This is a genomic window from Roseibium sp. M-1 (genome assembly GCF_054515675.1).
In genome coordinates this window covers 3401281-3414666 of sequence record NZ_CM137257.1, presented here as the reverse complement: position 1 = coordinate 3414666, position 13386 = coordinate 3401281, and the positions used below count along the sequence as shown (strand labels likewise).

Annotated in this window: 11 protein-coding genes and 1 tRNA gene; 5 read left to right on the top strand and 7 right to left on the bottom strand. The window is 61.3% G+C overall.

What is annotated here, in order from left to right; genetic code table 11:
• The first annotated feature begins 333 nt into the window (after positions 1 to 333).
• Positions 334 to 999, top strand: a complete 666-nt coding sequence (locus ACX3M4_RS15365) for a hypothetical protein (protein WP_459353881.1) — start codon at positions 334 to 336, stop codon at positions 997 to 999.
• A gap of 195 nt (positions 1000 to 1194) precedes the next feature.
• Here the strand turns inward: ACX3M4_RS15365 and rpsA are convergent, their stop codons facing one another.
• The 3 genes from rpsA to aroA form a co-directional block, all read right to left on the bottom strand.
• On the bottom strand, positions 1195 to 2892 hold the full coding sequence (gene rpsA, locus ACX3M4_RS15360; protein ID WP_459353880.1) for a 30S ribosomal protein S1: 1698 nt from the start codon (positions 2890 to 2892) through the stop codon (positions 1195 to 1197).
• A gap of 267 nt (positions 2893 to 3159) precedes the next feature.
• Complete coding sequence (gene cmk, locus ACX3M4_RS15355; RefSeq protein ID WP_459353879.1) at positions 3160 to 3786, bottom strand: (d)CMP kinase; 627 nt, start codon at positions 3784 to 3786, stop codon at positions 3160 to 3162.
• Entirely contained in the window at positions 3783 to 5138 is a 1356-nt protein-coding gene (aroA, locus tag ACX3M4_RS15350) for a 3-phosphoshikimate 1-carboxyvinyltransferase (RefSeq protein ID WP_459353878.1), read from the bottom strand. The genes cmk and aroA overlap by 4 nt, the downstream gene beginning before the upstream one ends.
• 346 nt (positions 5139 to 5484) lie before the next feature.
• Here aroA and ACX3M4_RS15345 point away from each other — a divergent pair, with 346 nt between their 5' ends.
• From ACX3M4_RS15345 to ACX3M4_RS15330, 4 genes are all read left to right on the top strand, one after another.
• On the top strand, positions 5485 to 5877 hold the full coding sequence (locus tag ACX3M4_RS15345) for a TIGR02300 family protein (RefSeq protein ID WP_459353877.1): 393 nt from the start codon (positions 5485 to 5487) through the stop codon (positions 5875 to 5877).
• A gap of 151 nt (positions 5878 to 6028) precedes the next feature.
• A tRNA-Ala gene (locus ACX3M4_RS15340) sits at positions 6029 to 6104 on the top strand.
• Between the two features lie 299 nt (positions 6105 to 6403).
• Positions 6404 to 7588, top strand: a complete 1185-nt coding sequence (locus tag ACX3M4_RS15335; protein WP_459353876.1) for a YcaO-like family protein — start codon at positions 6404 to 6406, stop codon at positions 7586 to 7588.
• Between the two features lie 94 nt (positions 7589 to 7682).
• Positions 7683 to 9629 (top strand): BTAD domain-containing putative transcriptional regulator, encoded by a 1947-nt coding sequence (locus ACX3M4_RS15330; RefSeq protein WP_459353875.1) that lies wholly within the window; start codon positions 7683 to 7685, stop codon positions 9627 to 9629.
• Positions 9630 to 9769: 140 nt separating this feature from the next.
• Here ACX3M4_RS15330 and ACX3M4_RS15325 read toward each other — a convergent pair whose 3' ends face one another.
• From ACX3M4_RS15325 to ACX3M4_RS15310, 4 genes are all read right to left on the bottom strand, one after another.
• The gene (locus ACX3M4_RS15325; protein ID WP_459353874.1) at positions 9770 to 10207 is read right to left on the bottom strand and encodes a hypothetical protein; all 438 of its coding nucleotides are present in this window, start codon (positions 10205 to 10207) and stop codon (positions 9770 to 9772) included.
• Between the two features lie 15 nt (positions 10208 to 10222).
• On the bottom strand, positions 10223 to 11959 hold the full coding sequence (locus ACX3M4_RS15320) for a peroxidase family protein (RefSeq protein WP_459353873.1): 1737 nt from the start codon (positions 11957 to 11959) through the stop codon (positions 10223 to 10225).
• Positions 11960 to 12227: 268 nt separating this feature from the next.
• The gene (locus ACX3M4_RS15315; protein WP_459353872.1) at positions 12228 to 12431 is read right to left on the bottom strand and encodes a hypothetical protein; all 204 of its coding nucleotides are present in this window, start codon (positions 12429 to 12431) and stop codon (positions 12228 to 12230) included.
• A 54-nt stretch (positions 12432 to 12485) separates the two neighbouring features.
• Positions 12486 to 13382, bottom strand: coding sequence for a DMT family transporter (locus ACX3M4_RS15310; RefSeq protein WP_459353871.1), 897 nt, complete (start codon positions 13380 to 13382; stop codon positions 12486 to 12488).
• Positions 13383 to 13386: the final 4 nt, after the last annotated feature.

Sequence of the window (13386 nt, the reverse complement as noted above, 5' to 3'; positions counted from 1 at the left end):
GCTGGTTCCCTTCCGCTCCACGTGAGGGAAGCGCGCTCAAGCCCGGACCCAATTGAAAATTTGTTCTTGGCCTGACCGCTTCGGAAGGCTGCTGCCGCTCCTTGTGCAGATGCGGAATCTATCAAAGGGTGCGCAAATCAAATTGGCAATCAAAAGTTATTTATGATAGATGTCGATTCTGACTTTGAGGAAAAACAAAATATAAAATCTGATCAATTATGTTGCTGTGTCCCCGAAAACTGGCGAAATCTTACAGAAATCAAGCAGACAAAATTTTCTGCGAAATTTTGATCTGTTCAGGATTTTCGCTGATTCAGGTTGGAGAACCGAGATATGTCTACGCTCTTGACAATAAATGTAAAGAACATGGAAAGCTCTACTGAGAGTTTGTTTTTCTTTCAGCAGCCGTCGATCTTTAATGGTGGGGGTCAGATCTACAGCAACAGCCTCTTTGCTCAGAACCTGTCCAGCTACAGTCAGACCGGCGCGATTTTGACGTTCCAGGTCAACCTTCAGTACTATGCGGCTATCCAGGAGGCACAGAGTTTGCCTCACGTCGGCCAGCAGTCCGGATATTCCTCCGTATGGCGCGCCATCGATCTTGCTCCCGCGACGGGTACCGCAAATGACTCGGTGAAGGCGAGCGTCAATCCGGTCGGTCTTTCCCAGCCTTCACCCGGACAAGGTATTCAGCCCGGGGCGTTCCGCGTCACGATGCCCTCTTTTTCACCTCCGGCCGTCTACAATGTCGGTTCCGCCGTGCAGGCCAATGGCGGCATCGTTCTTTCAAACTTCGTCGCCGCCAATCCCAATATCAACATCGACTGCAAGCCGATCCTGAAATTCTATGTCCAGAGAGGAAATTACGTGCCGGGGACGGTCATTAACTTCGCGCAGTCGAGTCCCAATTCGGCCATATGTGATTTCACAGGTGGCCACTCCGCCATCGACGTGATGCTGAACGCGAACGGTACCTGGACGACACAAATCGTTCGGTGACACAAGGCCCCGGCAGCCGCTGACCGGGGAGCAGGCCTGCACTCAATTGCCATCTGCCGACAATTCCTGCTCACACCCGGCTGGCGAGATGCAGGAATATCGAAGGCCTTGCTTGGCGCTTTCGCTCAGAACAAACAAAAAGCCCGGCATTGCTGCCGGGCTTTCGTGTTTCGGGTCTCGGAAAGACCTGAACTCTTAGTCTTCGGACTGCTGCTTCAGAGCCGCGCCCAGAATGTCGCCGAGGGAGGCGCCGCTGTCGGAAGAGCCGTACTGAGCGACAGCTTCCTTCTCTTCGGCGATTTCCAGGGCCTTGATCGACACGGTGACCCGGCGGGTCTTCTTGTCGAACTGGGTGATGCGGGCATCGAACTTGTCACCGACGGAGTACTTTTCCGGACGCTGTTCTTCGCGGTCGCGGGAAAGATCCGCACGGCGGACGAAGGCGGTCAGGTCGCTGTCTGCGATCTTGACGTCCAGGCCGCCGTCCTTGATTTCGATGACTTCACAGGTCACGACGGAGTTCTTGCGCAGCTCGCCCGCAGCGCCCGATTCCATCGGATCGCCGGAGAGCTGCTTGATGCCGAGGGAGATACGCTCCTTCTCGACGTCAACATCCAGAACGACGGCCTTGACCATGTCGCCCTTCTTGAACTCTTCGATGACCTGCTCGCCCGGACGGTTCCAGTCGAGGTCGGAGAGGTGGACCATGCCGTCCACGTCGCCGTCGAGGCCGATGAACAGGCCGAATTCGGTCTTGTTCTTGACTTCGCCTTCGACTTCGGTGCCGATCGGGAACTGCTCTGCGAAAGCATCCCACGGGTTCTGCAGGGTCTGCTTGAGGCCAAGCGAGATGCGGCGCTTCACCGGGTCGACTTCCAGGATCATCACTTCGACTTCCTGGGAAGTGGAAACGATCTTGCCCGGATGGACGTTCTTCTTCGTCCAGGACATTTCGGAAACGTGGATCAGGCCTTCGATGCCCGGCTCCAGTTCGACGAATGCGCCGTAATCGGTGATGTTGGTCACGCGGCCGGAGAACTTGGCTTCGATCGGGTACTTGGCTTCGATGCCATCCCACGGATCGGTTTCAAGCTGCTTCATGCCGAGGCTGATGCGATGCGTGTCCTGGTTGACGCGGATGATCTGCACCTTGACGGTTTGGCCAATGGAGAGAACTTCCGACGGATGGTTGATGCGGCGCCACGCGATGTCGGTGACATGCAGCAGGCCATCGATGCCGCCGAGGTCGACGAACGCACCGTAGTCGGTGATGTTCTTGACCACGCCTTCCACGGTATGACCTTCTTCCAGGCTCTGGACCAGTTCCGAACGCTGTTCGGCGCGGGTTTCTTCCAGAACGACACGGCGGGAGACCACGATGTTGCCGCGGCGCTTGTCCATCTTCAGGATCTGGAACGGCTGCGGGGTGTGCATCAGCGGGGTCACGTCGCGAACCGGACGGATATCGACCTGCGAACGCGGCAGGAAGGCAACGGCGCCGTCCAGATCGACGGTGAAACCACCCTTGACCTGGTTGAAGATCTGGCCATTGACCTTTTCGTTGGCTTCGAAAGCAACTTCCAGGCGGACCCAGCTTTCTTCGCGGCGAGCTTTTTCGCGCGACAGAACAGCTTCGCCGAGAGCGTTTTCAACGCGCTCCAGGTAAACTTCGACTTCGTCGCCGACCTTCATTTCGCCGTCGCGGCCCTTGGCGCCGAATTCCTTCAGCGGCACGCGGCCTTCGACCTTCAGGCCGACGTCGATGACGGCGAGGTCTTTTTCGATGGCAACGACGGTGCCCTTGACGACGGCACCTTCATAGAGGTCGTTCTGGACGAAAGACTCTTCGAGAAGAGCGGAAAAGTCTTCCATGGACGGATTGTAATCAGACATAAATGCTCCTGAGCGCCTTTTGGCGCGCCGCCGGCGGGTTGGTGTTGCACTCCGGATTGTCCTTCTCCCGGGATCGCGCTTTGCGCTGATCCTGCCGCTTGCGCGGGCCGGCGGGGCGAGAGGCGGAAAATCCGGTCTCGTCACAGGCCGCCCAAAAGGCGCCCTGCCGAAATTCTCTATCGTTCTTAAAAAAGAACATCCGGCCCTTCGCCGGTGCGGTTCCGGATGCACGAAGAGGGGCGCACCAAAGGTGAACCCCTGTCCTGATCATGCATTCTGGGCGCGGGACACGATATCCACGGCCGCCTGGAACGCGGTCTCTATATCCATTTCTGTCGTATCAAGCAAGACCGCATCGTCCGCCTGGCGCATCGGAGCCACAGTTCGCTTGGCGTCGCGCTCGTCCCGGCGCTTCAAGTCGTCGAGCACGGAGGCGTAGTTCGCTTCCTGCCCCTTGGAGACCATCTCGTCGGTCCGGCGGCGCGCACGGGCCTGCGGCGAGGCCGTCACGAACAGCTTCACCGTTGCATCCGGGCAGACCACCGTGCCAATGTCGCGCCCGTCGAGGACAGCGCCCGGTGGCACTTTGGCGAACCGGCGTTGCAGGTTGACCAGTTCCTCGCGGAGGCCCCCGAGCACGGCGATGCGGGATGCCGCCTCGCCGATTTCATGGGCCGAGAGAACCGACTTGTCCATCTGGGCAAGGTCCAGGTTATGCGCGATCTCGATGGCAATCGCCTCGTCGCCGAGCGGCAGGCCCTTGGCAAGCAGGGCCGCCGCCACTGCCCGGTAGGTCAGCCCGGTGTCGAGGTGCCTCAGGCCGAAATGATCGGCCAGCCGGCGCGACAGGGTGCCCTTGCCGGACGCGGCCGGTCCGTCGATAGCGATGATCATGCGGCCTCGCTGGAGGGTGCGGAGAACCGGGCGCCTAGGCCTTCGAAGAGCGACGTGAAGGTCGGGAAGCTGGTCGCGATCACCGCGCCGTCATCGACGGTCACCGGCTTGTGGGCTGCCATGCCCAGCACCAGGAACGACATGGCGATTCGGTGGTCGAGGTGGGTGACGACAGAGCCGCCGCCAATGTTGGCGGCCCCGCCGGTCACCGTCAGCGTGTCCTCGGTCTCCACGCAGGGAATGCCGTTGGCTTCCAGCCCGCGTGCAACGGCCGCCAGGCGGTCACTTTCCTTGACGCGCAATTCGTCCAGGCCCGGCATGAAGGTGTCGCCCTCGGCAAAGGCCGCGGCTACCGCCAGCACGGGATATTCGTCGATCATGGACGGCGCCCGGCCGGCAGGCACGGTGATGCCCTTCAGCTTGCTGGCCTTGACGCGCAGGTCGCCGACTTCCTCGCCGCCGGTCTCGCGCCGGTTGACGATCTCGATATCGCCGCCCATCTCGATCAGGGTGGTGATGAGGCCGGTGCGGTGCTCGTTCAAAAGCACGTTCTCGATGGTGATGTCGGAGCCCGGAATGATCAGCGCGGCGACCATCGGAAACCCGGCGGACGACGGATCGCCGGGGACGTCGATATCCTGCGGCTTCAGTTCCGGCTGGCCTTTCAGCCTGATCACCCGTTCTCCGGCCTCGTTCATCGAAACGGAGATGTCGGCGCCAAAGCCCTTCAGCATCTTCTCGGTGTGGTCGCGGGTCGGGATCGGCTCGATCACCGTCGTCTCGCCCGGGGCGTTGAGGCCGGCCAGAAGCACGGCGGATTTCACCTGGGCGGAGGGCATCGGCACGCGGTAAGTGATCGGCAGCGCCTGTTCCGGGCCGCGGATGGAGGCCGGCAGCCGGTCGCCGTCGCGGGCGATGACATTGGTGCCCATGTCGCGCAGCGGGTTCAGGACGCGGTCCATCGGCCGCTTGGAGAGCGACGCGTCGCCGACAAAGGTGGCGGCGATGTTGTGGCTGCCGAAAATGCCCATGGTCAGGCGCACGCCGGTGCCGGCATTGCCGAAGTCGATGACATGCTCGGGCTCAAGCAGGCTGCCGAGGCCGATACCGTCGACCGTGTAGCTGCCGTCTTCGCGCTTGACGATGGTCGCGCCAACGGCGCGCATGGCATCGGCGGTCGCCAGAACGTCTTCCGATTCCAGAAGACCCTTGACGGTGGTGCGGCCGACGGCAAGCGTGCCGAACATCAGCGAGCGATGGGATATGGACTTGTCGCCCGGCACGCGGATCGTGCCGGTCAGCGGGCTGCCCAGGCTGGAAGTCAGAGGCGTGGGCGCAGTATCGTGTGACATTTTCGAATGTCCGCAAATTGGATCGGTTGTCAAAAGGTGACACGTCCTATCACGCGGATGCGCCCGCGTCATCCGTCTGAAGCCGCCAAAACCGCACTTGCCGCCGTTTCCCGGCTTCGGCGAAGGCACCACGATTTCAGGCCGCTACCTTATGTCCTCGCCGTTCCCTGTCCGGATGTCCGTGATGTGGGTAACCCGGTCAGGTGCTTGAATTTTGGTGCGCAACGTGCAGAACAATAACGGCACGACTGATTTTCGTTGATTTGCCTTTGACACCGGAACGGCTTGACGCTATGGGGCCACCCACGAATTCAAGTCGGCTACATAACGAAGAAGGGTGAGCACAGTGGCAAAACCTGAACTTGGCACAAAGCGGCTGTGCCCGGGCTGCGGCGCCAAATATTACGATCTCAACCGCGACCCGATCACCTGCCCCAAATGCGGGACGATTTTCGAAGCGGTCATGACCTCCCGCTCGGCGAAGGCTGCCAAGGTGGCTGAAGTCGTCGAGGAAGACGAGGACGAGGACGACGTCGAGGCTCCGGAAATCGTAACGCTGGAAGAAGCGGACGCTGAAGCCGAAGGCGACGGCGACGACGTGCCGGACCTGGAAGACGACGATGTCGACCTCGGTGACGACGACAGCGACGACGACGATGTTTTCATCGACGACGAGGACGAGGACGAGGATTCCGTCCCCGGCATCCAGATCGAAGTAGACGAAGATCCGGATCGCTAAGCTATTGCCCGGGCAGGCTTTTTGCTCTGTCCGGGCTTTTCCACAGGCAGCGGAAAATTTCCTGATATTTTCTGCTTGATCTTGTGGGGAGGTGTGACTATAACCCGCCTCCATCGACGCCGGAACCCAAGCCGGTGCGCATATGGAACATGGGGCCATAGCTCAGTTGGGAGAGCGCTACAATGGCATTGTAGAGGTCAGGGGTTCGACTCCCCTTGGCTCCACCATTCCTTCGCAGACCTCTCTGAAAACCTGAATGTAGCCCTTAACGGGCAGCGTTTGTCTGTGCGAAATCACCATGGTTTGCCGCTGCGATTGGGGGCCATGGTCCGTTCTCCAGTCGCTGTGACGCCGAGACGGTGAAGACTTTCCGGCGTTTCAATACACCTCTCTCCATACATCATCCGGTTCCACTCTCTGAAACCCTGTCGAAGTGCTTCCCCTAGGGAATTGCATTCCGTGTCCGCAATCTCTAGGGATAAGCAGGCCTGTTGCAATTTTATGTTCTTACCGGGCCGTCGAACGAATGCAGACTGCGGAAGAAATTGATATCGACTTCTCGGGCAATGAAGCGCTTCGAAACACGCTTGCCTTTGTCGACGACCTGTTTGGTGCCGATCTTCCGTTTTCTCCCGGCATGACATTTGTCGGGGCACGGTTTTCCGGGAGTGAAAAGTGCGGTTCCGGTGATGATGGGGCAGGAATTTTCTCGGCCGGTGCCGCGGATCTGGATCCGGAGCGCGCCGTGTTTCGCTGCCTCGGCGAAGTCGCAGAGACCCTTTCCCAGTTTTCCCGTTTCAGGCCGGACGGCCTGGCCCTTCTTCCTGAAGAGGCCGCCGAATTGGACGTCGCCAGAAAGTTTGCTGCGGTCTTCGGGGAGGCCGTTGCGGCTCGAGGCTGGGTCGCCTGCCGGGAAGCGCTGGCGGGGGCGCCGGGGCTTGTTCCGGCTATCCTCTGTTTCCGTGATCTGAGAGAAACGATTGAACCTGTGCCAGCCTTCAGCACGGGCTTCGCGGCCGGGCAAACCCTTGCGGCGGCTGTACAAACTGCTACGCTTGAGTTGATAGAGCGCGATGCGGTCGCGCTATGGTGGTTTGGTGGAACGCCAGCGAGAGCGCTGGAGGCCGGTCAGGTGCCGGGCCTGCTTGAGGTCGTCTCAGCCATGCGTGCCGGACGAACGGAGCGCCAACTGGTCTTGCTCGATCTGACAAGCGAAATCGGCATTCCGGTCGTCGCCGCCGTTTCGGCCAATGAAGAAGGCAAGGACATCGCCTTCGGGTTTGCGGCGCGCCTGGAGGCCGGCGACGCGGCGCGTGCGGCGGTCCTGGAACTGGCGCAGATGGAATTCGCCAATTTGCTGGCGGCGGCAAAGCGGCAGAGGGGCATGCAGCTTTCGGAAAGCGAGGCAGAGATGCTGGAACGTTGCCGGGATCTGATCCTGCAGGACGGCCTGTTCGAGGTGGCTGCCGGTAACGGAGACCGGGGCGAAACTGAAACGGTCGTCGTAGATCTCGACACGGCGCTGGCCAAACACGGGATCGAGCGCTTTGTCGTCGATCTGACGTCGCCGCGTCTGGGTGTTCCGGTTGCGAAGGTGCTCTGTCCGGGGCTACAGACAATATCGATGGACTATCGAACGGAGCGATTCCGGTCGGCGTTGCAAAGGTTCGGACCCAGAACCGGCGCCGCATCGAGGCACCGGCCGGTCTGAACATCACTTGCCCGGGGCTGGTGAGGCAGAGCCGGGCGCTGAAACAACCGGGTTGTTACGGACCCCAAGACGCGGAAGATGGGTGGGGCGGTGAGTGGATAAAACGCTATTCGTCAGAATAATCGGTGCGCCGATGTTCAAGGTGGACGACGGGCTTTTCAGCACCTCCTCGAAGAAGGGGGATGCGTTGCTGGCCTATCTGGCCGTCAGCGGAACGACGTCCCTTACCCGCGAGGCCGCGGCGGGTCTGCTCTGGTCGGAATCGAGCGAAGCGCATGCCCGCATGTCGCTGCGCCAGGTGATCCGCTCCATTCGCGTCAAGTTCGACCGGGTGGGCTATGGCCACTTCCATGCCGACAAGCGGAGTGTCGAACTCCGGGACAACGGCATTCTCTCCGATGCCCAGCTACTTCTCGATACGATCGAACAGTCAGCCGTTCCACCCGCGACCAGCCTGCACGGCCTGCGCCATTCCCATAACATTCTCGCCGGTTGCGACGAATTCGACGCCAATTTCACCGACTGGCTGAGAGTTCAGAGGCAGCTCTGGAGCGACCGGTTCATGGAAGCGCTGTCGGGAAAATTCGCCGAGACCCGGGGTGTGCCGGGCGTCGGCGACAAATGGGCCCATGCCCTTCTGAGCTTCGATCCGTCGAACGAACCGGCCGCGCGGCATCTGATGGTTGCCCGTGCCGCGGAAGGCGACTTTACGGGAGCGATCGCGGTCTACGACGCCCTTTGGAACACGCTTGCCGACGAATTCGATACCGAGCCGAGCGAGGAAACGCAGGAGATCATTGCGGACATCAAGCTCGGCAAGCCGGTCAGCCCGCGCGTGGCAGGGGGCAGTGTTTCCGTCAAGGACATTTCCGAATGCCCGATCCTCGTGATCGCCCCGATTTCGCAGGAGGCCGCCGGTGGAACGTCGCTTGCCTATCTGGAGGGGCTTCGCTCGGAGCTGATTTCGCGCCTGGTGCGGTTCCGGGAATGGTCCGTCGTCGACTGGACGGGAAACCAGCAGGGCAGCCGCCGCCCGACATACTCCGTGCAATTGTCCGCCTGGCGGGAAGAGCGGGCGGTCGCCAATTCCCTCAACCTGCGCGACGACCGCACCGGAGCCTTCGTCTGGGGCCAGACCGTGCGCCAGGAAGAAGGTGAGCTGCCGTTTCAGCAGCAGGATTTCCTGAGGGAATTCGCCTTTGCGGTCCATATCGAATTGTCGGCCGACCAGATCCGCAAGGCCGATGTCAGCAACTCGCTGTCGCCGGGCCTCTTCGATGCCTGGAACCACGCCCAGCAGCTGATGTACAAGTGGCGCGACGCGGACGATGGCAAGGCGCTGGAACTGTTGCGGTTCATCATCGAGCGGGCGCCAAATTTCGGCCCGGCCCACAGCGCCATGGCCCAGTTCGCCAATGGCCGCCACATCGTCTGTCCCGGCCTGTTTCACCAGCGCGCCAATGCGGAATTTGCGCTCAAGCATGCGCAGACGGCAAAGACGCTCGACCCGCTGGATGCGAGGGCGCATCTGTGCCTCGGCTGGAGCCAGGCGCTGCTCGGTGCGTTCGAGGAGGCACGGGATGCCTTCACCTCGGCCATCCAGCTCAACCCGAACGATCCCTGGGTGCTGGTCTCCGGCCTGCACGGACAGGCGTTCTGCCGCAAGAACGGCACGGGGGACGTTGAAACCGAGCAGATCTTTTATCTGGACATCAGTCTTGCCCCCGAGCACTGGAGTTTTCTCGCCGGGATCCGCTATCTGTTCGGCGATTTCGAGGGCTGCCTCGCGGCCGCGCGGCGGGCGGGTGAGGGCTATTACGGCATGCGGGCCTGGACCATCTCGGCCCTGTCGGAGCTCGGCCGGCAGGACGAGGCACGAGAAGTGGCGGGCAAGCTTTATCTTGACCTGGAGCGGGACTGGTTCGGCCAGGCGCCGCCGACGCCGGAACTGGCGGGCGACTGGCTGGCGCACATGTTCCCGATCCGAAATTCCGACCTGCGCCAGCGCCTGCGGCGCTGGCTGGCGGACGCGGGCCTGTAACCCCTCTGCCGTCCGCTTGGCCGATGAACCCGAAAAGCTAAAGCGTGTCGCCTTCTTTTGAATTCACGTAGCCCGCTTCGTCTCTTATTTGATGCACGTCTTTTTGCGAAAAACCGGACTCCACTTTTTCGCGACGTGCTCTAACGGCAGACGGACACCGTATAGTCCGAAACGCGGCACAAGAAGAAATCCAGGTTGCTCAGGTGGTCGTTCGAGGGCTTGGATTCCTGGCCGTCCGTCTGTCCGCGCAGCTTGATCTTGTAGAACCTCGGAACGTCATATTCCGCGGCGGAGCCGACGCCGGCCAGTTCGTCCAGGGTGTTCTGCAGCATCTTCTTCGGCGGAAGGCGCAGTATGAATTCGTCCGCTTCGGGCTGAACCACGGTGATCTTTTTCTCGTCCTTCCATCGTGTCGGAACCAGTGCGATCGGGTCGGGACCTTCCAGCGCTGCGCGCAGCTCGCAGATCGTTTCCGGCGGCGGCGTTGCGCCGAGGGCCCAATCGCGAATGAGTTCGCCGAATTCCTTCGGCTTGATGATCTTGAAACGGCCGAAGTCGCCTTCGTGAATATCAGACATCGTCTTCTCCTCTCCTCAAATGAACGGCAACGGACTGCCGTCGCCCAGTTCCTTCTCGCTCTGGGGCAGATTGCGGTCAATCCAGCGGATCAGCTCCGGCATGCTCTGCGGAACGGGGTCCGGCCCCTTCTGCTCGAAGAAGAGCTTGGCCGCGATCTGCGGGGTCATGCCACCGGGAAGCGGCATCCGGTCAAGGCGGCCGCTGTCGTCCAGGATGCGGAAAAATGTTTCGGCAAGCAGGATGGAACCGAGCGGGCCGAGATGACGGCCTTGTCCTGGGCCGCTGTTGGCCTCGATGAGGACGTAGAGGCCGAGGGGAGGATTGGTGCAGAGGTCATCGAGCATCGCGTCGTCGAGCCGGGGCGGCAGCGGCGTTTCGCGGCTGAAAGCCTTGGTGCGCCTGCCGGCAAAAGCTCTGACAGCCGCCTCGGCTGCTCCGGCATCGGCGATCCTGGCCCGGCTTTCGTCAGGAAAGCCGGGTTTCTGGCTGGCGTCGGCAATATGCGCCCTGAGGCGATCCACACGCAGGACGGGAGCTGAAATCGTGCGCAAGAGATCGAGATAGGCGAGCGTATCGCCTGCCTGATGGAGGCCCGTCGTCAGCTTGGAATTGAGTTTCTGCATGTAGAGGGGCCCGATCAGGCTGCTTGCCTGGGTGGGGCTTGCTTCGCCATCCGCCGCCAGCGGGAAAAAATGCGACCAGCTGATGATCCAGTTGGGGTCGAGCGGGGTCTTGCTCGCATCGCCGTCGGAGTTCTGGTGCAGGACTTCCTCCAGCGGGAAGGCTGCTCCGCCGTTGCGGTCCGACATCCGGTAGAAGGGGCGGACCATGGAATGGCCGATGCGATAGGCCGCATGCACGAATTCGCTGCTGATGGGGGAGCTCTTGTCGAGCGCGAACAGGAACCGGTCCTCATTGGCGGATTTGTTGTAGTAGCCGTAGATCTCCGGATCGAGCAGCCGCCTGAGCATGTCGTTGCGCAGGATGGAGCGGTAGACGACCGTGACGACGGCGCGCGCATAGTTGAAATGCGTGTCGATGTCGCCATCCGTGTGCTGCAGTTTCGACTGCGCGACCACCAGATTGTGAAACTGGGAGAAGAGGGCTGTGAGCTGCGCGATGACCGAGTGGGCATCGTTCCTGGCATCCGCGATCAGGGCCCGCCCGCGGCGCTTGCGGTGCTGGGCATTGTAGTCGTGATGGCGGGCGATATCCCGATGCGGCTGGGTCTCCGTGGCTGCCGCACCAACGCCTGAGGCAGGGACGTTGACGGGATTGAGGCTGAGGCAGGCATCGACACCGGAAAACCTGTCGGCATAGTCGTAGCAGTGGGCGCAGACCACGGGCCCCCTGCCGTAGAGCGTTTCCAGCATCAAGGCCTCGGTGCGCATGTTCACCGGAATGTGGGCACCGTCGATATTGGGGCGCATCTCGCTGTTGATCGTCAGATCATGGGCAGCAAACTGGGCGAGATAGGTGTAACCGGCGGGAATGGCCTCGTTGTCGCCAAAAAAGCCGTAGGGCGTCTGTGCGCCCTGATAGAGCATCAGATGTGCGAGGTTCTTGAAGAGAAGATCCGTCTTCTCGATGTCCAGCCGCCCGTCGGTCTGAATGCCCGCGTAATAATCGGAAGGCCGCGGGTTTTCGCTGACAGGCAAGCCGGGGTAGGGCGAAGATTTGTTGATAGAAAGTGCTGGAAATAAATCCTGGTAGGCTGTCTCCAGCCTGAAAGTGTTTCTGGTGTTATGCATTTCCCTACCCCGCCCTACCATTCTCCCCGGAAGACTACCGCGGAGAACCTCAGGAGCATCGTGAAATGTTATTCACTTGCCAACAGACGCGATGGGGCCCGGTGCGAGGGGTGTTGTTACGTTGAACCGTCTCCGGCCTGTTCCGCGGCTCAGCAGACCGCTTGTTGTTGCCGAAGGCTCACAGAAGAGCGCCCGGTTTCAAACGTCCGGAAGCAAAGACGCCGGACAAAGCGCCTCGTAGACCTGCCATCGGATATCCCCTTCCGCGTCATGAGTCTTGGCTCTGTTGCATGTCGATGGCAATCGCGGCGCCGGCAGAATTGCCGTCAGCAACCGTGAGGGTACCATTCGTTCTTTTTCGTCTGCGACACTGGTCGCGCCGTGTCTTGAAAACCTGTTGAGAGTAAACGGTTTCCTGCGTGATCGCATCGTGATTGCTGCGGATGGTCTGCGGCCCGAAGCCAGCACGCATCGGGGTGCCCGGGAATTGCTTTCCGGCGGCCGTACGGCTGGGAGGAAAGGCCGTTCAGGCGGCGGCCTGCCCCCTTGAGCGCAGCCCCCATTTCAGCGTCACTGCCAGGCTTGCAAGGATGATCAGTCCAAGACCGGCAAACTGGGCCAGGCGGATCAGGTGGCCATAGGCAAGGGCATCGACGACCACGGCGGTCGCGGGATACAGAAACAACAGGACAGCGATCAGGGGCGTCGTCAGTTTCGGCAGGGCCTTGTAGAGCACGACATAGACGCCGCCGGTGTGAACGAGGCCAATGACCGCCAGCCAGCCCCATTGCGATGCCGAAAGATCGGTGGGCCCGAGCGGCGTGACCGCCGCCAGCAGCAACGTGCCGGTCAGGAACTGGATCGCGGCCAGTTGCGGTGCCGACAGGCCGGTCATCGCCTTGGCAACGATTGTCACGCCGGCATAGAGGCAGGCGGCGGCAAGTGTCGCCGCGAGACCGGTCAGATAGGCTCTGTCGGCAACGGGATCGATGCCGCCAAGACCCGAGGCGAGGGCGAGCCCGGCGAGGGCCAGGCCGATCCACAGCAGTGTCGCCGGCCGAAGCCTTTCGTGAAAGACAACGGCTCCCAGCAGCACCACCAGGAATGGCTGGACGTGAAAGGTGATGGTCGCGACCGCAATGCCTGTTCTTTGAATGCCGGCAAAGAACAGCACCCAGTTCCCCGCCATCAGCACACCGCTCGCAACCGCCAGAAGAATGGTCCGCATCGGGACTTGGCGCATGCGGGCGAGATCTCCACGCAAATAGCAATAGAGGACCAGCGCCAGCCCGCCGATGGCGCAGCGGTAGAACGTGACGGAGACCGGGTCCGCACCGCTTTCCAGGACGCAGAGCCCGATCGTGCCGAGCAGCGTCTGTGCCGCGATCACGCCGATCATGCCTTCGGTCTGTCTGCTCAACATGGGG

Bases quoted from the DNA above. Each gene is read 5' to 3' on its own strand.
- ACX3M4_RS15365 (WP_459353881.1), top strand. From the start codon at position 334: ATGTCTACGCTCTTGACAATAAATGTAAAGAACATGGAAAGCTCTACT.
- rpsA (WP_459353880.1), bottom strand. From the start codon at position 2,892: ATGTCTGATTACAATCCGTCCATGGAAGACTTTTCCGCTCTTCTCGAA.
- cmk (WP_459353879.1), bottom strand. From the start codon at position 3,786: ATGATCATCGCTATCGACGGACCGGCCGCGTCCGGCAAGGGCACCCTG.
- aroA (WP_459353878.1), bottom strand. From the start codon at position 5,138: ATGTCACACGATACTGCGCCCACGCCTCTGACTTCCAGCCTGGGCAGC.
- ACX3M4_RS15335 (WP_459353876.1), top strand. From the start codon at position 6,404: ATGCAGACTGCGGAAGAAATTGATATCGACTTCTCGGGCAATGAAGCG.
- ACX3M4_RS15325 (WP_459353874.1), bottom strand. From the start codon at position 10,207: ATGTCTGATATTCACGAAGGCGACTTCGGCCGTTTCAAGATCATCAAG.
- ACX3M4_RS15320 (WP_459353873.1), bottom strand. From the start codon at position 11,959: ATGCATAACACCAGAAACACTTTCAGGCTGGAGACAGCCTACCAGGAT.
- ACX3M4_RS15315 (WP_459353872.1), bottom strand. From the start codon at position 12,431: ATGCGTGCTGGCTTCGGGCCGCAGACCATCCGCAGCAATCACGATGCG.
- ACX3M4_RS15310 (WP_459353871.1), bottom strand. From the start codon at position 13,382: ATGTTGAGCAGACAGACCGAAGGCATGATCGGCGTGATCGCGGCACAG.